The organism is Pseudomonas sp. B21-028, assembly GCF_024749045.1.
In the GTDB taxonomy this organism is placed as follows: domain Bacteria; phylum Pseudomonadota; class Gammaproteobacteria; order Pseudomonadales; family Pseudomonadaceae; genus Aquipseudomonas.
This window is the reverse complement of the sequence record NZ_CP087184.1, coordinates 3,076,288-3,096,321: the sequence shown is the minus strand read 5'-3', so window position 1 is coordinate 3,096,321 and position 20,034 is coordinate 3,076,288. Positions and strand designations below refer to the sequence as shown.

Genomic DNA, 20,034 nt, shown 5'->3' with positions numbered 1-20,034 from the left:
GCATGAGTCATGAATAATCCACTGGCGCCCACACCGGGCATCCGCGTCAGCCTTTCGGAGCTGATCGAGATGCGCCATCGCGTGCGCGAAGTGCAATTGTTCTCCACGCCGGGCCAGCGCAGCCCGTTGATCGGCCTGCATCACTCCAAGTTGCGCGGGCGCGGGGTGGACTTCGACCAGGTGCGGGTCTACCAGGCCGGCGACGATGTGCGCACCATCGACTGGCGCGTCACCGCCCGGACCCAGGAACCCCACACCAAACTGTTCCATGAAGAACGGGAACGGCCGATTTTCATCATGATCGAGCAGAGCCATCGCCTGTTCTTCGGCTCGGGGCTGGTGTTCAAGTCGGTGCTTGCCGCCCAGGCCGCCAGCCTCATCGGCTGGGCCGCTCTGGGGCATAACGACCGGGTGGGCGGGCTGGTGTTCGGCAACAACACCCATTACGAGGTCAAGCCACGGCGCAGCAAGCAGAGCCTGCTGCAACTGCTCAATCGCCTGGTGCGGGTCAACCAGTCGCTGCACACCGAAAGCGAACCGGACCGCGATTCGTTCGGCGTTGCCCTGCGCCGGGCCCGCGAGGTGCTGCGCCCCGGCAGCCTGGTCATCGTCATTTGCGACGAGCGTGCGCTGTCCGACAGCGCCGAGCAGCAACTGAGCCTGCTGTCCCGGCATTGCGACCTGCTGCTGCTGCCGCTGTCGGACCCGCTGGACCACGCCCTCCCCGCTGCCGGGTTGCTGCGTTTTTCCCAGCGCGGCGCGCAACTGGAGCTCGACACATTGAACGTCGAATTGCGCCAGGCCTATCGGGCCCAGGCCGACGCCCGCCAGGCGCGCTGGGAATGGCTGGCGCAGAAGCTGCGAATCCTGATGTTGCCCCTCAGCACCCAGGGCGACATGGTCGAACAACTGCGCGACTACCTGAACCCCGGCCGAGCGGGGAAAAACCGATGAGCAGCCTCGATCAGTTGCTGCCGCTGATAGCGCCTCCTCCCATCGGTTTCTGGCCCCCCGCGCCCGGCTGGTGGCTGCTGCTGGTGCTGTTGCCGCTGCTGGGCCTGGGCTTGTGGCACCTGCGCCGGTTCCTTCCCGTCAAGCGCACCACGGCCCGCGCCGAGCAACCTCTGGACCCGGTGCGCCTGGCCGCCCTGGCCGAACTGGCGCTGCTGCCCAAACCTTATGATGGCGCGCCAGCCGGTGCCTGGCTGCAGCAGCTCAACGGGCTGCTCAAGCGCCTGTGCCGCAATCATTATCCCTACAGCCAGAGCCACACCCTCAACGGGCGAAAATGGCTGGCCTTCCTCGATAACCGCTGCCCGGCGGCCGGCCTGACCCGCTGGATGGTGCTGGTCGAAGGTGCCTACAAGCCCGAATGCAAGCTGGATGACAAGGCCATCGCCGGCCTGACCCAAGCGATTGAAATCTGGATTCGCAAGCATGTTTGAGTTCGCCTGGCCGTGGATCTTTGCCCTGTTGCCGCTGCCCTGGCTGATGCGCCTGGTGCTGCCGGCGGCCGACAGCGGCGAATCGATGCTCAAGGTCAGCTTCCTGGAGGACCTGGAAGGCCTCGTTGGACGTCGGGCCCGGACCCACTTGCCGAGCTGGCGGCAGCAGGCGCCCTTCATCCTGCTCTGGCTGCTGTTGCTGATTGCCGCCGCCCGCCCGCAATGGCTGGGTGAGCCGTTGCCGATTGCCGCCAGTGGCCGTGACCTGCTGGTGGCGGTGGATGTCTCGGGCTCCATGGACTTTCCCGACATGCAGTGGAAGGACGAAGAAGTCAGCCGCCTGGCGCTGGTCCAGCACATGCTCGGGGATTTTCTCGAAAGCCGCGAAGGCGACCGGGTCGGCCTGATCCTGTTCGGCAGCCAGGCCTATCTGCAGGCACCGCTGACGTTCGACCGGCGCACGGTGCGGCGCTGGCTGGACGAAGCACGCATCGGCATCGCCGGCAAGAACACCGCCATCGGCGACGCCATCGGCCTGGCCCTCAAGCGCCTGCGTCAGCGCCCGGCCCACAGCCGCGTGCTGATCCTGGTCACCGACGGCGCCAATAACGGTGGTGAGATCGACCCGCTGACCGCCGCCCGGCTGGCTGCCGACGAAGGCGTGAAGATTTATCCCATCGGCATCGGCGCCGATCCGGAGCAAAGTGGCACTGCGGGTTTTCTCGGGGTCAATCCGAGCCTGGACCTTGACGAGCCGACACTCAAGGACATCGCCCAGGCCACGGGCGGCCGCTACTTTCGCGCCCAGGACGGCGAACAACTGCTGGCGATCAAGACCACCCTCGACCAGCTCGAACCGGTTACCCAGCAACCGACCCAGGCCCGGCCCGCCCGTGCGCTCTACCAATGGCCGCTGAGCGTTGCGTTACTGTTGAGCGTGTTGCTGGTGGCCAGGGAACGTTGGCCGGACAATCCGTTGCAACGGCTGTTCAGCCAACCGCTGTTCCAACCGGCCCGCCCCACTGAATGGCGCCAGCGCCTCAAGCGCCTGCGTTTGCGGAGGCGTCGATGACCGCTCTCTGGCCGCACTGGCTGCGCCCCGCATTCGTGTTGCTGCTGCCCCTGCTGGGCTGGTTGCTCTGGCAGCTGTGGCATCGGCAGAGACGCGTGGGCCGCTGGCAGATGATCCTGCCCCCGGCGTTCCATGCCGTGCTGCTCAGTGGCGGCAGCGGTCGGGAAAGCCGGCTGCCCTGGATCGCCCTGGGCCTGGGCTGGTTGCTGATAGTGCTGGCATTGCTGGGGCCAAGCTGGGCGCGGGTCGAACAGGCCAGCCAGAAGCCCGCCGACCCACTGGTGGTGGTGCTCGAACTGACGCCGGAGATGCTCGCCACCGACGTTCCACCCACACGCCTGGAGCAGGCTCGGCGCAAACTGCTGGACCTGCTGCATAACCGCAGCGATGCGCAGACCGGGATCATTGTCTACGCCGGCAGTGCCCATACCCTGGTGCCGCTGTCCGACGACCTGTCCACCAGCACCAACCTGCTCGAAGCCCTGGCACCGTCGATCATGCCGCAAAGCGGCCATCGCGCCGACCTGGCGATCAACAAGGCCATGGCTCTGCTGGACCAGGGCGGGCTGGGTCATGGTCGGATCCTGTGGATCGGCTCGTCGTTGAACGAGCAGGAACGCCAAGGTATTCACCTGGTGCTTGAAGGCTCAGCCACGCGCTTGTTGATGCTGGGCATCGGTACCCGGGAAGGCGCGCCGGTGGCCCAGAACGACGGCAGCTACCTCAAGGATGACCAGGGAGCGATCCTGCTGCCGCGCCTGGACAGCCCGAGCCTCAAATCCTTCGCCAATGAGCTGGACGGCCGTTATCGCCCGGCACGTCTGGACGACAGTGACCTGAAAGGTCTGGGCCTGCTGGCCGGCCCGCGCCATCTGCGCAGCGATGGTCAGACCTTGCGCCTGGACACCTGGGCCGACCAGGGCTATTGGTTGCTGCTGCCGCTGTTGCTGCTGGCCGCCTGCGCTGGGCGTCGAGGCTGGTTGTTCTGCCTGCCGTTGCTGTTCGCCTTGCCACAGACTGGTTATGCCTTTGAATTCGAGGACCTGTGGTTGCGCCCCGACCAGCAAGGCTTGCATCTGCTCAAGCAGAAACGCCCGGCCGAGGCCGCCGAGCACTTCGAGGACAGCCAATGGCAAGGGGTCGCCTTGTACGAAGCCGGCGCCTATGGCGAGGCCGCCCGACGCTTTGCCGAAGGCAACGACGCCCGCGCGCATTACAATCGGGGCAACGCGTTGGCCAAGAGCGGCGAACTGGAAGCCGCGCTGGATGCCTATGAACAGGCCCTGGAGTTGCAACCGGACCTGCGCCCGGCGCAAACCAACAAGGCCTTGGTGGAAAGCCTGTTGAAGGAGCAGGTACCACCGCCGGATGAACCCAAGCCTGCCGAAAGCGAGGAACCGGGTCCCGCCGAGCAATCGCCGAACGCCGGTACGCCGCCGGCGTCTTCGCAGACCGAATCGGCCCCTGCCGAGGCCACCACGGCGCCAGATGAAACTCAGGCGCCCCACAAGCCCGCGACGGCCGCCCAGGACGTACCGGGCAGCGAGTTGCCCGACGAACAGACCACCACCCCACCGCTGCGCCCCGCCGCCGGCCAGCGCAACGAAGAAGAGCAGCACCAGGCGCTGGAGCAATGGCTGCGCCAGATCCCCGACAATCCAGGGGAGCTGCTCAGGCGAAAATTCTGGTATGAACAGCAAAGCCATCAGGCCCAGGGAAAAACCCAATGATCCGCTTCACCGCCCAGTTCCTTGCCTTGCTGCTCTGGATCGGCGCCGCCCAGGCCGCGCAGCTGACGGCCAGCGTGGATCGCAGCCGCCTGAATTCCGGGGAGACGGTGGAACTGACCCTGGAATCCAACGACGCCACGCTGTTCGGCAAGCCTGACCTGAGCCCGCTGCAGTCACTGTTCGATGTGCGCGGCACTCGCCAGGTCAACCAGTTGACCACCCTGGACGGCGAAAACCGCGCCACCACCCGCTGGATCGTGACCCTGCTGCCACGCCAGAGCGGCACCGTGGTCATCCCCGCCGTGCATCTGGGCGAAGTGGCCAGCCAGCCGATCACCCTGCAAGTGATCGAAAGCGAAACCCGCAACGCGGCCGGGGCCCTGGCCCCGATATTCATCGAGGCCAGCCTCGACCAGAGCCATGTGTATGTACAGGCCCAGGCGATCCTGACCCTGCGCATCTACCATTCGGTGTCGCTGTACGACGACAGCAGCCTGACGCCCCTGCACATTCCCGATGCGCGCACCGAACAGCTGGGCGAATCCCGCACCTATGAAAAAGTCATCAATGACGTGCGCCACGGCGTGATCGAACTGCGCTACGGCATCTATCCGCAACGCAGTGGCGAACTGGCGATCCCGGCCCAGACGTTCAGCGCCACTCTGGTCGAGCCAGTGGCCCAGGACGCCGCTCCGTCGGGGCCGAAGCCCGGTCAGTTGATGCGCGTCAGCTCGACGCCATTGTTGCTGACCGTCGACCCCAAGCCGGCCAGCTATCCGGCCGATGTGCCCTGGCTGCCGGCACGCAGCCTTTCCTTGAGCGAAAGCTGGAGCCCGGAACCGACCCACAGCCAGGTCGGCGATTCCCTGACCCGCAGCCTGACCCTTGAAGCCGAAGGCCTGGCCAGCGCCCAGCTGCCCCCCTTGCCTGCCACTGAAATCAACGGCCTGCGGCGCTATCCCGACCAGCCGGTGCTGAGCAGCCGCAGCAGCGAACGCGGGCTGGTGGGCAGCCGTGAAGACCGCGAGGCACTGGTGCCGAACCGCAGCGGCACCATCGAGCTGCCGCCCGTTGAAGTGGTCTGGTGGAACACCCTGGAAAATCACCTGGACCGCACCAGCCTCCCGGCGCGAACCCTGCAAGTGGCAAACAACCCGAGCCTGATGGTGGATACACCAGCGGGCACGCCGCAGATCGTGACCACCGTCGACAACGAAGCCTTGTGGTACTGGCAACTGAGCTCGTTCCTCCTGGCCTGCACGACGCTGCTCGGCTTCGGCCTGTGGTGGCGCGCCCGCTCGCAGCCGGCAATCCTGCGCGCGGCCCAGGCCGGACCGAGCCCACGCACCTTGCTGGACGACCTCAAGCGTACCTGCCTGGCCAACGACCCCCACGCCACCCGCCAGGCACTCGACGCCTGGGCCCGCCAGCAGCCGGAAACCCTGGCCGACATGGCGGCGCGCTTCGTGCCGCTGTCCGACGCCCTGGATGGGCTCAACGGCGCGCTCTACAGCGAAACCGGCCAGCACTGGCAGGGCGAAGACCTGTGGCGCGCCATTCGTGCCATTCCCGCCGCAGAGCGCTCCCAGGATCCGCTGGGTGACAGTGGTTTGCCACCGCTCTATCCGAAATAATCACCGGCCCTTGTGGCGAGGGGATTCATCCCCGCTGGGCTGCGAAGCGGCCCCAAAAACAGTCAACTCAATCTGTCTGGCACATCGAGGTGTCAGGTTTAGGGCTGCTTCGCAGCCCAACGGGGATAAATCCCCTCGCCACAGGGTCGGTTCTTCCCAGTAAACTCTGCTTCTTTCCAGCCGCCCTCTTCACCCGCGGCCATCACCTGTTTTCTGGAGTTCGCCTTGCGTCTGTTCCACACCTCCGACTGGCACCTGGGGCAAAACCTGCACGGCCAGGAGCGCGATTTCGAACACGCGTGTTTCCTCGAGTGGCTGCTGCGTCAGTTGGCCAATGAAAAACCCGATGTGCTGCTGATCGCCGGCGATATCTTCGACACGGTCAACCCACCGGTCAAAGCCCAGGAGCGGCTGTACGATTTCATCGTCAGCGCCCATGAACAGCACCCCAACCTGACCATCGTGATGATTGCCGGCAACCACGACTCCGGCTCGCGGATCGAGCTGCCCGCGCCACTGATGCGACGGCTGCGTACTCACGCCCTCGGCCGAGTGTTGTGGCTGGACGACGGACAACTGGACGTCGAACGCCTGCTGCTGCCCTTGCCCGATGCCAAGGGCAAGATCAGGGCGTGGTGCCTGGCCCTGCCATTCCTGCGCCCTGCCGAAGTGACCGGCGCGCAACTGGGCGATGACTATCTGCGAGGCATCGGCCAGGTCCACGAATGGCTGATTGCCGCCGCCAACGGCAAGCGCAAGAAGGGCCAGACATTGATCGCCATCAGCCATGCGCACATGGCCGGCGGTTCCGTGTCCGAGGACTCGGAGCGCAGCCTGATCATCGGCAACGCCGAAGCCCTGCCCGCCAGCCTCTTCGGCCCAAGCATCAGCTACGTCGCCCTTGGCCACTTGCACAAACCGCAGAAGGTCAACGGCGAAGAACGCATCCGCTACAGCGGCTCGCCGATTCCCCTGTCGTTCTCAGAAATCGGTTACCAGCATCAGATCCTCGACGTCACCCTGGACGGCGACACCCTGGTCAAGGTCGAGCCACGACTGATTCCCCGGGCCGTCAACCTGCAACGCCTGGGCCCGGCGCCGCTGGCCGAGATCCTCGGGCAACTCAAGGACCTGCCAGACATCGACCTGCTGGCCGACGTCCAGCGGCAACCCTGGCTGGAAGTACGGGTGCGCCTCGACGAACCCCAGCCGGACCTGCGCAACCAGGTGGAAACCGCCCTGCAAGGCAAGGCTGTGCGGCTGGTGCGGATCGCCGCCGAATACGCCGGTCACGGCGGCGCAGCAGGGGCCGATGACGACACTGCCTTGATCGAGCTGGATCAACTGAGCCCACAGGAGCTGTTCAGCCGGGCCTGGCAGGACACCTATGGCAACGACGTGGATGAGCAGACCCTCAAGGATTTTGCCGTGCTGCTGCAAGACGTCCAGATGGAGAGCGAGCAACCATGAAGATCCTCGCGATCCGCCTCAAGAACCTCGCCTCCCTGGCAGGCCCTTTCGACATCGACTTCACCGCCGAGCCCCTGGCCAGCGCCGGCCTGTTCGCCATCACCGGCCCCACCGGCGCCGGCAAAAGCACCTTGCTCGATGCCCTGTGCCTGGCGTTGTTCGGCGCCGTGCCACGCCTCAACAACACCGGACGCGATGCCAAGGTGCCGGACGTCGACGGCGAAATCACCACCGGTGACCCGCGCACGTTGTTGCGCCGTGGCACCGGCGATGGCTACGCGGAAGTGGATTTCCGTGGCATCGACGGGCGCCGTTATCGCGCCCGTTGGGAAGCCAATCGCGCCCGGGAAAAGGCCGGCGGCAAGTTGCAGGCCAGTCGCCAGAGCCTGCGGGACCTGGACAACGACCAGTTGTTGGCGAGTCAGAAAGGCGAGTACAAAGCCCAGCTCGAAGCGGCGCTGGGGCTGAACTTCGAGCAGTTCACCCGCGCCGTGTTGTTGGCCCAGAGCGAGTTCAGCGCATTCCTCAAGGCCGATGACAACGACCGCAGCGAACTGCTGGAAAAGCTCACCGACACCGCCCTGTATACCCGCCTCGGTCGCCGCGCATTCGACAAGGCCAAGCAGGCCAAGGACAACCACAAGCAGTTGCAGGACCAGGCTACCGGCGTCACGCCGCTGCCCCCCGAGGCCCGGGCCGAGCTGGACGCGCGCTTCAACGAAGCGCAGCAACAGCTCAAGACCCAACAGGCGCAACTCAAGCAGTTGGAGTTGCAACACACCTGGCTCAAGGATCTGCGCCAGTTGCAGGATGAACACGCCAGCGCCGCCGAACAATTGCAACAGGCCGAGGCCGACTGGCACGCCCTGGCGGATGAGCGCCTGAAGCTGACCCGTCTGGAGCAACTGGCTCCCCAGCGCCATCAGTTCATCCGCCAGGCGGAACTGACCCGGCTCCTGGCGCCGCTGGCGATACAGGTCCAACAGCTCGGCCAGCAGCAGATCGACCTGAATGAACAGCAGGCGGAGCTGGAAAAAGGCCTGGCCGCAGCACAACAGGCGCTGGCCGCCGCCCGTCAACAAAGTACCGACAATGCGCCGTTGCTGCGCCAGGCCTTTGAACAACAGAACACCCTCGCCCGCCTGATCACGGAGGCCAACCAGAGCGCCGAACGCCAGGCGCAGGCGCAACTGGCCTGCACGGATGGCCAGCGTACCATCGAGACCTTGCTCGAACAGCAGAACCAAGTGGCCGCGCGCCTGCAACGCATCGCCAGCAAGCTTGAACAAAGCACTCACCTCGCGCCGTTGAGCGATGCCTGGAAGGCTTACCGTGATCGCCTCCAACAGTTGATGCTGATCGGCAATCGCCTGAACAAGGGCCAGGCCGAACTCGTTGCGCTGGAAGCCAGCGCAACCCGCGCCGCCGAGGAACTGGTGGCCCGTCGACAAGAACTCGAAGTGCTTTACAAGGAAGCCGGCGCCGAGCCCGAAGCAGTCGCCGAGCAGATCCAGTTGCTCGGCAACCTGCTGCAAGATAACCGCAAGCAACAACGGGCCTTCGAGGACCTCACGCGGTTGTGGGCCAGCCAGCAAGAGCTGGACAAGCGCGGCGCCGAGCTTGAACAACGCCAGCAACAGGTGTTGCAGGAACGCGACCGGCTGGTGCGCGAAGGCGGCGAAGCGAAGGCCGAGCTGGCGGTTGCCGAACAGACCTTGAGCGTGACCCGCGAACTGCTGGCGCGCCAACGACTGGCCCGCAGCGAAAGCGTCGAGCAGTTGCGCGCGCAGTTACAGGACGAGCAGCCATGCCCGGTGTGCGGCAGCGTCGAGCATCCTTATCATCAGCCTGAAGCGCTGCTGCAAAGCCTCGGGCGCCACGACGAAAACGAAGAGGCCAACGCACGCAAAACCGTCGACCAGCTCAATGAAAAAGTCATCGACCTGCGTGCGCAGTACAGCGGGGTCATGGCCCAGCTCAAGGAGTTGAAGCAGCAGCAGGAACAACTGGCGGCCCGGCAACAGGATCTGGCCCCCACCCTTGAAGCCCATCCGCTGGCCGCGCAACTGCTGGCTCAGGACACCGTCAGGCGCGATACCTGGCTGGCCCAGCAGAACTCCCAACTGCACCAGCGCATCACCCAGGACGAACAACGGCAAGCCGCCCTGCTGACCCTGCAACAGGATGCCGCCCGCCTGTCCCAGCACTTGCGCAATGCGGAAACGGCGAGCCAACAGGCCTCACTGCACCTGACCAATCAGCAGCAGGAACTGGACCGGGATCGCCAGCGCCTGGACGATGAACTGAGCCACTTCAGCCCCCTGTTGCCGGCAGACACCTTGCAAGCCCTGCGCACCGAGCCCGCCGCGACCTTCATGCAGCTCGACCAGCAGATTGCCCAACGCCTGGAACAGCTGGAACAGCAGCGCGAAGAACTCAGCGAACAGCTCCAGCGCCAACAGACCCTGGAAAAGGAACAGGACCGCCAACAGACCCGCGTCCAGCAACTGGAATCGGCGCAACAGCAACTCAAGGGTCTGACCGAACAGCAGCAGGCCTGCCAGCAGGCACTCACGCAATTACTCGGAGAACACAGCAGCGCCGAACAATGGCAGCAACAACTCGACCAGGTCCTGGAACAGGCACGCTCGATCGAGACAGCAGCCAATCAACAGCTGCATGAATTACGCAACAACCTGGTACAACTGGCCGCCGAACTCAAAGCCCGACAGGAGCAGGCGCAGTCCCTGGACGCTGAACATCAGGCACTGGCCGCCGGCATCGCTCAATGGCGCGCGTCCCATCCTGAACTGGACGACGCGGCCCTCGAAGCCCTGCTCGCCCTCGATGAGCAACAGGTCGGTCAGTTGCGCCAGCGCTTGCTCAGCAGTGAGAAAGCCATCGAACAGGCCCGTGTACTGCTGATCGAGCGGGAACAGCGCCTGCAGAATCATCAGGCCCAGCACAACGGCAACCTGTCGCCCGAACAGCTGGCCGACGCGCTCACCCAACTGCAACTGCAATTTTCCGCCAGCGAACAACGTTGCGCCGAACTGCGCGCCGAACAGGCTGAAGACCAACGCCGGCAAAGCGCCAACCAGGCGCTGGTCCTGCAAATCGAGCAGGCCTATGCCGAGTATCAGCGTTGGGCCCGGTTGGATGCGCTGATCGGCTCGGCCACCGGTGACCGTTTCCGTAAACTGGCCCAGGCCTACAACCTTGATTTGCTGGTGCACCACGCCAACGTCCAGTTGCGGCAATTGGCGCGCCGCTACCGGCTCAAGCGCGGCGGCAGCATGCTCGGGCTCTTGGTGCTTGATACGGAAATGGGTGATGAACTGCGTTCGGTGCATTCATTGTCAGGTGGCGAAACCTTCCTGGTTTCCCTTGCCCTGGCGCTGGGCCTGGCCTCGATGGCGTCCAGTACGCTGAGGATCGAGTCGCTGTTCATCGACGAAGGTTTCGGCAGCCTCGACCCCGAATCCCTGCAACTGGCGATGGACACCCTCGACGGCTTACAGGCCCAGGGTCGCAAGGTCGCGGTGATTTCCCATGTGCAGGAAATGCACGAACGGATCCCGGTGCAGATCCAGGTGCATCGCCAGGGGAATGGGTTGAGTACGGTGGAGGTCAAGTAGGACTGCTGAACACCTGTGGACCTTGTGGGAGCGAGCCTGCTCGCGATGGCGGTGGGTCAGCTTGCATCAATGTTGACTGTACCGCCGCTATCGCGAGCAGGCTCGCTCCCACAGGGATTGTGGCTTGACTGGCCCGATCAGTCTTGCAGCAAGCTCAGTAATCGCTCGCGAGCCGCTTCCGGCTCGCCCGGCACGGGTTGGGCAGCCGAGACAATCGGGGCGGAATAAAGAAACAGCAGCATCATTGCCAGACGCATCGCCATGGTGTCGATCCTTATGGGAGAAAGGAGTCAATTTTTCAGCGTCAAATTTAAACACATGGCTATGTGATATTACAGCGGATTTTTCAGAACAGACTGAAGCGATTGGTGAAAATGACGAAGCCTGCGATCTTTTCTCTCGGTACGGAGACGAAAAGATCGCAGGCTTCAGTCGTTACGACGCGCTCAGTGCTGGGTCTTGTGATCCAGTGCGGCGTAGAAGTTGGCGCTCTGTTGCAGGTATTTCTCGGTGTAGCTCTGGGTACGATTCTTCTTGTCGCTGATCTCGATGCTGGCACTGGCCGGCAGCGCCACGGTGGCAGAGATGGCGGAAGCGGCGATGATGGAGAAGAGGTTCAGGTTCATGGCGGTATTCCTCGGATTCAGTTGGCTGTCTTGCCCGGTTGGGCCGTGGAGCAAACTTACGCGCCGAGGCGTCTCGTCTAGAAATGCTTTGCAATGCTAGCGAATATCAGTCCCGTTGATATAACCGCGCAGGCCTCGAAAAACGGGGCCTGCGACTTATTGAGGCTGGATGAACTTCACATCGCTCGGCGCATCCATCGGCAATTTCTGCACCGATTTACCCAGCAGACCGGTCTTTGGATCGCGTTCGAACACCACGATCTGGTTGCTCTTCTGGTTGGCAACCAACAGGAATTTCCCGCTCGGGTCGAGGCTGAACTCCCGCGGATGGTCACCCTCGACGGAGCGGCGTTGCAGTTCTTTCAGCGTGCCAGCCACCGGGTCGATGGCGAAGACCAGCACTTCGTTGCTGGTGCCGCGGTTGCTGACATACAGGAACCTGCCATCCTTCGAGGCATGCAAGGCCGCAGCCGCCCTCGCCGGCTGGGGCTTGCCGGCCGCCAGATCAACCAGTTGGCGCTGGACCAGGCGACCGTTCTGGTAATCGAACACCGCCACTTGCGCGGTCATTTCCAGGGTCAGCCAGGCGTGCTTGCCGTCGGCGCTGAACAGCAGGTGACGCGGTCCGCTGCCGGGCGGCAGTTGGACGAATGCCGGGTTGGCGGCAGTCAGCGGCAGCTCGGGATTGGCCTTGGGGTCGTAGCGATAGACGAACACCTTATCCGCCCCCAAGTCGTTGGCGAACACGTATTTGCCATCGGGCGACGATACGGCCGAATGCACATGGGCCGACATCTGCCGCTCGGGGTTGACCCGGCTTGGCTGGTGACTGCTCAACTGCACGACGGGCGCCAGCTTGCCATCGGCCCCCACGGGCAATACCGCCAGCGTACCGCCCGGGTCCTCCACCACCGAATAGTTGCTGACCAGCAGATGCCGGCCATCGCCGCTGAGGCTGGAATGGGTCGGCTCATTGCCCACGGTCTGCACCTGGTTGATCAAGCTCAGTGCGTGGGTCGTCGGGTCGATGGCATAACTGCTGACCTTGCCCACCGGATCCTTCTGTCCCGGCCCGTTTTCGTTGACCACGAACAGGCGGCTCATGTCCGGGGACAGGGTCAGCCACGAAGGGTTGTCCGTCTTGATCACCTGCAACGGCTTGGCATCGAGCTGGCCGGTGCGACTATCGAACTGCAGCCGGTAGACGCCCTGGCTCTGGCCCGCCGTGTAGGAGCCCACCAGCAATTGATAGCGCTCATCGGCGTTAGCGTGCATGCCCATGGCGCCCACGCTGCCGGCCATCAACAATGGCCAGAGACTACGCATCTTCATGTTCGTCCTCCTCATCGTCGTGGCCGCTGATTGCTTCCACACATTCCAGGTGGTGGTCGCCCGAGTCGCTGGAGACGATCCAGTGTTTCGAAGCCGGGTCGAACGTCGCGGCCTGCATTTGCGCAGGTGTGAAACGCCAGTGCGCGAGGGTGCGGCCGTTCATGCACTCGACGTGCAACTGATCCTGTTCGTCGAGGGAGAAATCGAAGGCGTGCAGCCCGTCGATGATCAGCATGTCGCAGGTTTCGAGAGCGTGCAGCAGGGTGTCGGTTACGGCAGTCATGGGAATCGGTCGGTCGCTGGGAAAGTGAGCATGATAGCTCAATGCCCGGGTTGGCCTTGGGCTATCAAGTCCTAAAGCGGTGCTGGCCGGCAGATCGTCATCGCGAGCAGGCTCGCTCCCACAAGGTTTCGGGGTGGCCGCGGGACTCATGCCCACCGCCAATCCCCTGTGGGAGCCGGACTTGCCCGCGATGGCGGCAGCACAGCCAACATCATTGCAAGCTGACCCACCGCCTTCGCGAGCAAGCCCGCTCCCACAGGTTCCGCGTACACCATAGATCCCTGTGGGAGCGAGCCTGCTCGCGATGACGGCAGCCCGGGCACCCTCGACGAACCTCCCCCACCCGGAACCTCAAAACAACCGCTGCACCTGCTCCAGCACTGCGCGGTTCATCTGGCCGGTGTGGGTGTGCAGGCTGACGTAGCTTTGCAGCATGTCGAGCTTGGTATTGAGCAGGTCCCGACGGGCCTGGAACACCCGCTGCTGGGCATCGAGGATGTCCACGGTGGAGCGCACGCCGCCCTGGAAGCCTTTCTCCGTTGAAGTCAGCGCACGCTGGTTGGATTCCACCGCGCGCTGCATGGCCTTGCTCTTGGCAAACCCGGCCACCACGCCCAGGTAATCGGTCTCGATATTCTCGGCCAACTGCTGGCGCTGCACGTCATAGTCGGACTGGGCACCGGCCAGTTGCGCTTCGGCCTTGGCCACCGAAGCACGCACCGAGCCGCCGCGATACAGCGGGATATCCAGTTGCACTCCCACGTAATAGGTGTCCTGGCGCGGATCGAGTTCCTGATACTGACGGGTTTCCCGGCGGGTCAACTGCGTGGTCAGTGACAGGCTCGGGTAGTGCCCGGCACGCTGACTGTCGGCCTGGGCCTCGGCCACCTTCACCGCCGCCAGGCGGGCCGCCAATTCGGGACTCGCGTCACGGGCGATAGCCGTCCAGTAGCGCAGGTCCTGCTCCGGCGGAATCGGGCTGCCGAGAGGCAACTCCTCGCGCATCGGCTGGATGTCGTCGATGGGCACGCTGGCCCGGCCGGACAAGGCCCGCAAGGCCGCCACCCGACGGGCCTGGGCCTCGGCCTCCTGGGCCTCGACCAGATCGAGCCGCGCCTGGGCCTCATCGATGTCGGTGATCGCACCCTGGCCGCCCTGGTAAAGCTTTTTGCTCTGGATAACCAATCCGCTGATCGCCGCCTTCTGCTGGGCGATCAACTTGATTTCATTCTCCGCCCGGGCCACATCGAAATACCCTTTGGCCACCCGGTCGTACAAGGTCTGGCCGGCGACATCGAACAGCTGGCTGCCCAGTTGGCCGCGAGCCTTGCCTTCTTGATAAGCCGCCCAGCGGCCCTTGTCATAAAGCGGTTGCTGCGCCGCCAGGGTGACGCTGTTCGCCTGGTAGTCGTTGCTGTTCACGTAGCTTCTGTCGTCGCCGCCGTCGGTACGGCCGCCGTAACCGTAGCGCGATGTCAGGGATACCTGCGGATACAGGCCACCGCGGCCGATGGCCTCTTCGTTGCGCGAAGCATCGAAGGCATGGGTGGCCGATTGCAGGGTCGGATCGTTGAGGCGAGAGGCATCGTACGCGGCGGTCAGGCTAAGGCCACCCTCGGCGGCCCACGCGGGGCTGATCGCCACCCAACTGGTATACAGGCTCAACAACACACGGGAGCGATAAAGGCGCCGGTCAGTCATGCTCATTCCTCCTTGAAGGCAGCAAGCAAGCGTTCGCGCAAAGGTTTCATCAGGTAATTCATCAGGGTCCGTTCGCCGGTCACCACCGTGACATCGGCCAACATGCCAGGACGTACCCACAGGCCGGCGGCCTGCAGCGAGGCGACGGTGTTGGCGGGAATCTCGACCTTGGCGGAGAAGTACGGCTGGTGCGTCTGCTCGTTGATCAACTGATCCGCCGACACCGTGCTGACCGTGCCCGTGACTGTCGGCGTGTCCACCCGCTGCAGCGCCGTGAAATGCACATGCACCGGCAGCCCCGGCCGCAGCTTGTTGGCCATCAACGGCTCGAACCGCGCCGTAATCGCCATCGGCGCATCCAGGGGGACCACTTGCATCAGGGTCTGGCTGGCCTGGACGACGCCACCGACCGTGTGAATGTTCAAGTCCATGACCTGCCCGGCCGCCGGCGCGCGGATTGCACCGTTGTCGACCTCGAACTGCAAGGCGCGGATCTGATCGGCGTAACCCGCCGCCTCGGCGGACACTTCACTGAGCTGGGTTTCGGCATCGCGGCGGAACTCCTGTTGCGCCTGCAAAGCCTTGAGCCGACTTTCGTTGATCGACTGGCGGGTCCTGCCGACATCACCGATCCCGGAAGCAATCTGACCGGCCAATTGGGCGGCGTTGCGCTCGGCCTCGAAGAGCTTGTTGCGCGGGACATAGCCTTCCCGCGCCAGGTCCCGCAGGCCCTCCAGTTCCTGGCGCTGGAAACGCATCTGCGCGTCGTAGTTGCGCTTGACCCCTTCGTAGCCGAGCAACTGCTGCTCCAGCGCCGCCACTTCGTGCTCGATGATCTGCAAGCGGCTGCCCAGCTCGGCGCGGCGGCTCAGGAACAATTGGCTCTGCAACGCCATGGCCGCCTTGACCCGTGGCTCGTCGGCACGGGCCAGCAGGTCCTCCGGCCATTGGATCTCGGCGCTGCCCAGACGCTCGGCAATCAGGCGTGCCTCGATGCTGCGATCATTGAGCAACTTGCCCAGCGTCACGTCCAACTGCGCTTGGGCCTGCACGGTATTGAGCTGCACCAGCAACTGCCCCTGGCTGACGCGATCGCCATCGCTGACCAGCAGCTTTTCCACCACGCCCCCCACCAGCGATTGCACCGCCTTGCGCTCGCCCGCCACCACCACGGTGCCGCTGCCGACGACGCCCTGGTCCAGCGGTGCCAGGCAGGCCCAGAGCAACGCGCCGCCCAACGCCAGCACCAGGAAACCCACGCCATAACGCGCCGCGCCACCGGCATCGGTACTGGCGCCGGGCAACGGGCTGACATTGCGCAGGTTCCTCCCCTGCTCGCTATACACGTGTGGACTTGGAGTCAGATCAGGCATCTTCGCCAGCCTCCCTCACCGCAGCCGGGCGCGGCCCCGGCATCAGCGCCTTGAGTACCCGGTCGCGGGGACCGAATGCCTGTTGGGTTCCGTCCTTGAGCACAAGGATGTGATCGACCATCGCCAGCACGCTTGGCCGGTGGGTGATCAGCACCACCGTGCTGCCCGCCGCCTTGAGCACGGCGATGGCTTGCACCAGAGCCAGCTCGCCGGCTTCATCGAGGTTGGAGTTCGGCTCGTCGAGCACGATCAGCGCCGGGAGCCCATAGAGCGCACGGGCCAGGCCGAGGCGTTGCTTCTGCCCGCCGGACAAGCCGAGCCCTCCGGGCCCCAGCGGCGTGTCATAACCCTTGGGAAACCTCAGGATCATTTCGTGGATGCCGGCGTGACGGCTGGCGGCGATGATCTTGTCGGCATCCTGCTCGCCGAAACGGGCGATGTTGTCGGCAACACTGCCGTCGAACAATTCGATGTCCTGGGGCAGATACCCCAGGTGAGGCCCCAGGGCGTCGTGGGACCACTGGCTGATTTCGGCATTGTCCAGACGCACCGAACCGCCGAGGGGCGGCCATACGCCGACCAGCGCCCTGGCGAGGGTTGACTTGCCACTGGCGCTGGGGCCCACCACGGCGAGTACCTCACCCTTTTCGAGATGGAAATTGATCCCTCGCAGAATCGGCTGCGCGGCGCCGGGTGGGCCGACGTACAGCTGCTCCAGGCGCACCGCACCGGTGGGCGGCGGCAAAGGCATGCGCAGGCGATCACGAGGATGCTGGGCAAGGAGCAGGCTCAGGCGTTGATAGCTCTGGCGCCCGGCATTGAATTGCTTCCACGAACCGATGGCGATTTCCACGGGTGCCAGGGCCCGCCCCAGCAGGAGCGACATGGCGATCATCATGCCTGCCGACAGCTGCCCCTCAAGCACCAGCAACGCCCCCAGCCCCAGCGACAGGGATTGGCCGGAGATGCGCACGAAACGGGTCATCGAGGTGATACGGGCGCCGCGGTCACTGGCATGGGCCTGGGCGGCGATGATGCGTTGTTGCAAAAGACTCCAGCGCTGACGCAACGGCCCGAGCATGCCCAGCGCCTGGATGACTTCGGCGTTGTGCAGCGTGCTGTTGACGTAGGCGGCCGACTGCACGCCCAGGCGGTTGGCTTCGCCCAGGCGCGTGCGGGTCGCCAGTTCGCCCCACAGCGCCAGTCCGATCAGCACCAGGGCGAGCACCAGGGTCAACACCCCGAACCAATGATGAAAAATGAAGGCTACCAACAGGAAGATCGGCAGCCACGGCGCATCGAGCAAGGCGATCAGCCCCTGGCCGGTAATCAATTGCCGTAGCGTCGCCAAGTCGCTGAGCACCTGCGCCGGGTTGGCGTTGTGTTCGCGCAGGCTGCGGGCAAAAGCCGCATCGAAAACCCGTTCGCCCAGGGCGTCGTCCAGCCCCGCGCTCATGCGAATCATCACCTCGCCGCGCACCCACTCGATCAAGGCACTGAACATGAACAGACCCAGGGCGATCAGGGTCAGCATGAACAAGGTGGTTTCATTGCGACTGGTCAGGACCCGGTCGTACACCTGCATCATGTAGAGCGACGGCACCAGCACCAGTAGATTGATGACGCCGCTGAACAGCGCCAGGGACCAGAACACCCGGCGATAGCTCAGTAACGCGGCATCGATGTCATGACGAGGATCGAGAAGCAGCCCCATAGAATGGCAACCCGCAAAAAAATTGTCGGTCCAGGACGCAATCCATCGCGAGTTTTTTGCCCGAAGGCGTTCGAGAAGCCCATCGATACAGCTGACGTGACGCCAACAGGAGGCGCCCATTACTGACAACGCTCGAACGGGTTAGTGCCAGATCGGCGGAGAGGGTTTACAGGCAGGGTGACAGGCGGAGGGCCTGGTTTCAGGAGGGTGTTTCAGGGGTGAAACAGATTGGGAATGGAACGCTTCTTGTGGCGAGGGGATTTATCCCCGCTGGGCTGCGAAGCAGCCCCAAAACCAGATAACTCGGAATCTCAGGCGAATTGAATGCACTGTATTAGGGCTGCTTCGCAGCCCGGCGGGGATAAATCCCCTCGCCACAGATAAATCCCCTTGCCACAAGAACTGTGTGCAGGTTCCCCTTACCCCAGGGACGCCGCCCTCTCCACCTGCGGCTGCTGCCGCGACGTGATCAGCCCGATAAAGGAAATGATCAGCGCCAGGCCGAGGGTCGAGCTGACTTCGCTACGGTGCTCCGGCGTCACCATCATCACCGCCAGCGCCGCGCAGATGAACACGATGACCAGCCAGGTCAGCCAGGGAAACAGCCACATGCGGAAGGTCAGCTCGACGTTCTGCTGACGCAGCAGCCGACGCATGCGCAGTTGGGAAATGGCAATCGCCAGGTACACCAGCAGCGCGATGGCGCCGGAACTGGCGAGCAGGAACTGGAACAGGCCGGCGGGCATGAAGTAGCTGAACAGCGTGATACCCGCCCCCAACACGGTACTGGCAATCACCGCTGTCCGCGGAACGCCTTCCCCCGACGTCACCTTCAGGGCCTTTGGCGCATCGCCGCGCCGCCCCAGCGAGTACAGCATGCGCGAGGCGATGTAGATCGAGGAGTTCATGCAGCTGGCCACCGCGATCAGTACCACGGCATCCACCAGGAACTTGGCATGGGGAATGTTCATCAGTTCCAGCGCCCGCTGGTAGGAGCCCACCGAAGCCAACTGCGGATCGTTCCACGGCACCACGGAGATGACCACGAAGATCGACAGCAGATAGAACACACCAATGCGCCAGATCACCGAACGCGTCGCCTTGGCAATGTTCTGCGCGGGGTTATCGGATTCGGCCGCCGCAATCGTCACCGCCTCTGTCCCGATGAAGCTGAACATGATGGTGATGAAGGCCCCGACCACTGCCGACAGACCGTTGGGCGCGAAGCCGCCATGTTCTTCCATCAGACGGCTCAGGCCGCTGGCTTCCCGCTCGGGAATCCAGCCCATCAGGACGGCGAACCCCAGGGAAATGAAACCGATGATCGCCACGACCTTGGCCATCGCGAACCAGAACTCGAACTCGCCGTACTTGGAGACGCTGAACAGGTTCGTCACTGCCAGGGCGACGATCGATATCGACGCAAACAGCCAGGCATCAACAGACGGAAACCACTGGTTCAACACATGCCCGGCGGCCAGCGCCTCGATGGGAATCACCAGGACCCAGAACCACCAGTACAGCCAACCGATGGTGAAGCCGGCCCAGCGTCCGATGGCCTGGTCGGCATAGGTTGAGAACGAACCGGTGTCCGGGCGGGCCACCGCCATCTCACCGAGCATGCGCATGACCAGTACCACCAACAGGCCGGAGAACAGATAGGCCAGCAACACCGCCGGGCCCGCTGCCGCAATGGCATGCCCTGAGCCCACGAACAAGCCTGCGCCGATGATCCCGGCAATGGACAGCATGGTGACGTGACGAGGCTTGAAGCCCTGTGCCAGATGGCCGTTCGAATCCTTGAAACTGGGGCTGGTCATTTTCTTGTTCTCTTTTTAATCGACATTGAACGTACCGAGGAACAGACGCTACGAAGAAACGGTGCGCCACGTTACCTGTCTCACTTGCTCGCTGAATTATCTGTAAGCGCTCCTTTTGTGCCTGATCTCGTCATAAATCACGTAGCATTTGGCCATATACCCCTCATCCAAGGGGCATTGCAGAGCGTTCGCACTA

Annotated in this window: 15 protein-coding genes; 7 read left to right on the top strand and 8 right to left on the bottom strand. The window is 64.0% G+C overall.

Annotated features, from left to right (window positions below; genetic code table 11):
* The first annotated feature begins 9 nt into the window (after positions 1-9).
* The 7 genes from LOY35_RS13480 (at position 10) to LOY35_RS13450 (ending at position 10,989) form a co-directional block, all read left to right on the top strand.
* Positions 10-954: a DUF58 domain-containing protein gene (locus LOY35_RS13480; protein ID WP_258633212.1), complete on the top strand. Its 945-nt coding sequence runs from the start codon at positions 10-12 to the stop codon at positions 952-954.
* Positions 951-1,445, top strand: a complete 495-nt coding sequence (locus LOY35_RS13475) for a DUF4381 domain-containing protein (RefSeq protein WP_258633211.1) — start codon at positions 951-953, stop codon at positions 1,443-1,445. Before LOY35_RS13480 ends, LOY35_RS13475 begins: the two co-directional genes overlap by 4 nt.
* Positions 1,438-2,517, top strand: a complete 1,080-nt coding sequence (locus LOY35_RS13470; protein WP_258633209.1) for a VWA domain-containing protein — start codon at positions 1,438-1,440, stop codon at positions 2,515-2,517. Before LOY35_RS13475 ends, LOY35_RS13470 begins: the two co-directional genes overlap by 8 nt.
* The gene (locus tag LOY35_RS13465) at positions 2,514-4,247 is read left to right on the top strand and encodes a tetratricopeptide repeat protein (protein ID WP_258633206.1); all 1,734 of its coding nucleotides are present in this window, start codon (positions 2,514-2,516) and stop codon (positions 4,245-4,247) included. The genes LOY35_RS13470 and LOY35_RS13465 overlap by 4 nt, the downstream gene beginning before the upstream one ends.
* Positions 4,244-5,881 (top strand): BatD family protein, encoded by a 1,638-nt coding sequence (locus tag LOY35_RS13460; protein WP_258633204.1) that lies wholly within the window; start codon positions 4,244-4,246, stop codon positions 5,879-5,881. Before LOY35_RS13465 ends, LOY35_RS13460 begins: the two co-directional genes overlap by 4 nt.
* Positions 5,882-6,106: 225 nt before the next feature.
* Positions 6,107-7,351 (top strand): exonuclease SbcCD subunit D C-terminal domain-containing protein, encoded by a 1,245-nt coding sequence (locus LOY35_RS13455; protein WP_258633202.1) that lies wholly within the window; start codon positions 6,107-6,109, stop codon positions 7,349-7,351.
* Entirely contained in the window at positions 7,348-10,989 is a 3,642-nt protein-coding gene (locus tag LOY35_RS13450) for an AAA family ATPase (RefSeq protein WP_258633199.1), read from the top strand. The genes LOY35_RS13455 and LOY35_RS13450 overlap by 4 nt, the downstream gene beginning before the upstream one ends.
* A gap of 137 nt (positions 10,990-11,126) precedes the next feature.
* Here LOY35_RS13450 and LOY35_RS13445 read toward each other — a convergent pair whose 3' ends face one another.
* The 8 genes from LOY35_RS13445 to gabP all read right to left on the bottom strand — a co-directional run bounded on the left by LOY35_RS13445 (position 11,127) and on the right by gabP (position 19,838).
* Positions 11,127-11,252, bottom strand: coding sequence for a hypothetical protein (locus LOY35_RS13445; protein WP_256662564.1), 126 nt, complete (start codon positions 11,250-11,252; stop codon positions 11,127-11,129).
* 183 nt (positions 11,253-11,435) lie between these two features.
* Positions 11,436-11,615, bottom strand: coding sequence for a hypothetical protein (locus tag LOY35_RS13440; RefSeq protein ID WP_047703279.1), 180 nt, complete (start codon positions 11,613-11,615; stop codon positions 11,436-11,438).
* A gap of 156 nt (positions 11,616-11,771) precedes the next feature.
* Positions 11,772-12,947: a lactonase family protein gene (locus LOY35_RS13435; protein WP_258633195.1), complete on the bottom strand. Its 1,176-nt coding sequence runs from the start codon at positions 12,945-12,947 to the stop codon at positions 11,772-11,774.
* Positions 12,934-13,230 carry a DUF5629 family protein gene (locus LOY35_RS13430; RefSeq protein ID WP_258633193.1) on the bottom strand — a complete coding sequence of 99 codons (297 nt, stop codon included), beginning with the start codon at positions 13,228-13,230 and terminating at the stop codon, positions 12,934-12,936. Before LOY35_RS13430 ends, LOY35_RS13435 begins: the two co-directional genes overlap by 14 nt.
* Positions 13,231-13,581: 351 nt before the next feature.
* Complete coding sequence (locus tag LOY35_RS13425; RefSeq protein ID WP_258633191.1) at positions 13,582-14,931, bottom strand: TolC family outer membrane protein; 1,350 nt, start codon at positions 14,929-14,931, stop codon at positions 13,582-13,584.
* 2 nt (positions 14,932-14,933) lie between these two features.
* Complete coding sequence (locus LOY35_RS13420; RefSeq protein ID WP_258633189.1) at positions 14,934-16,304, bottom strand: HlyD family type I secretion periplasmic adaptor subunit; 1,371 nt, start codon at positions 16,302-16,304, stop codon at positions 14,934-14,936.
* On the bottom strand, positions 16,297-18,018 hold the full coding sequence (locus LOY35_RS13415) for a type I secretion system permease/ATPase (protein WP_258633187.1): 1,722 nt from the start codon (positions 18,016-18,018) through the stop codon (positions 16,297-16,299). The genes LOY35_RS13420 and LOY35_RS13415 overlap by 8 nt, the downstream gene beginning before the upstream one ends.
* A 419-nt stretch (positions 18,019-18,437) precedes the next feature.
* On the bottom strand, positions 18,438-19,838 hold the full coding sequence (gabP, locus tag LOY35_RS13410; RefSeq protein ID WP_258633185.1) for a GABA permease: 1,401 nt from the start codon (positions 19,836-19,838) through the stop codon (positions 18,438-18,440).
* Positions 19,839-20,034 lie beyond the last annotated feature (196 nt).

Excerpts from the sequence above, each read along its gene's own strand:
- LOY35_RS13475 (WP_258633211.1), top strand. The coding sequence starts at position 951 with ATGAGCAGCCTCGATCAGTTGCTGCCGCTGATAGCGCCTCCTCCCATC.
- LOY35_RS13440 (WP_047703279.1), bottom strand. The coding sequence starts at position 11,615 with ATGAACCTGAACCTCTTCTCCATCATCGCCGCTTCCGCCATCTCTGCC.
- LOY35_RS13450 (WP_258633199.1), top strand. The coding sequence starts at position 7,348 with ATGAAGATCCTCGCGATCCGCCTCAAGAACCTCGCCTCCCTGGCAGGC.
- LOY35_RS13460 (WP_258633204.1), top strand. The coding sequence starts at position 4,244 with ATGATCCGCTTCACCGCCCAGTTCCTTGCCTTGCTGCTCTGGATCGGC.
- LOY35_RS13425 (WP_258633191.1), bottom strand. The coding sequence starts at position 14,931 with ATGACTGACCGGCGCCTTTATCGCTCCCGTGTGTTGTTGAGCCTGTAT.
- LOY35_RS13435 (WP_258633195.1), bottom strand. The coding sequence starts at position 12,947 with ATGAAGATGCGTAGTCTCTGGCCATTGTTGATGGCCGGCAGCGTGGGC.
- LOY35_RS13445 (WP_256662564.1), bottom strand. The coding sequence starts at position 11,252 with ATGGCGATGCGTCTGGCAATGATGCTGCTGTTTCTTTATTCCGCCCCG.
- LOY35_RS13420 (WP_258633189.1), bottom strand. The coding sequence starts at position 16,304 with ATGCCTGATCTGACTCCAAGTCCACACGTGTATAGCGAGCAGGGGAGG.
- LOY35_RS13480 (WP_258633212.1), top strand. The coding sequence starts at position 10 with ATGAATAATCCACTGGCGCCCACACCGGGCATCCGCGTCAGCCTTTCG.
- LOY35_RS13465 (WP_258633206.1), top strand. The coding sequence starts at position 2,514 with ATGACCGCTCTCTGGCCGCACTGGCTGCGCCCCGCATTCGTGTTGCTG.
- LOY35_RS13470 (WP_258633209.1), top strand. The coding sequence starts at position 1,438 with ATGTTTGAGTTCGCCTGGCCGTGGATCTTTGCCCTGTTGCCGCTGCCC.
- LOY35_RS13430 (WP_258633193.1), bottom strand. The coding sequence starts at position 13,230 with ATGACTGCCGTAACCGACACCCTGCTGCACGCTCTCGAAACCTGCGAC.
- gabP (WP_258633185.1), bottom strand. The coding sequence starts at position 19,838 with ATGACCAGCCCCAGTTTCAAGGATTCGAACGGCCATCTGGCACAGGGC.
- LOY35_RS13415 (WP_258633187.1), bottom strand. The coding sequence starts at position 18,018 with ATGGGGCTGCTTCTCGATCCTCGTCATGACATCGATGCCGCGTTACTG.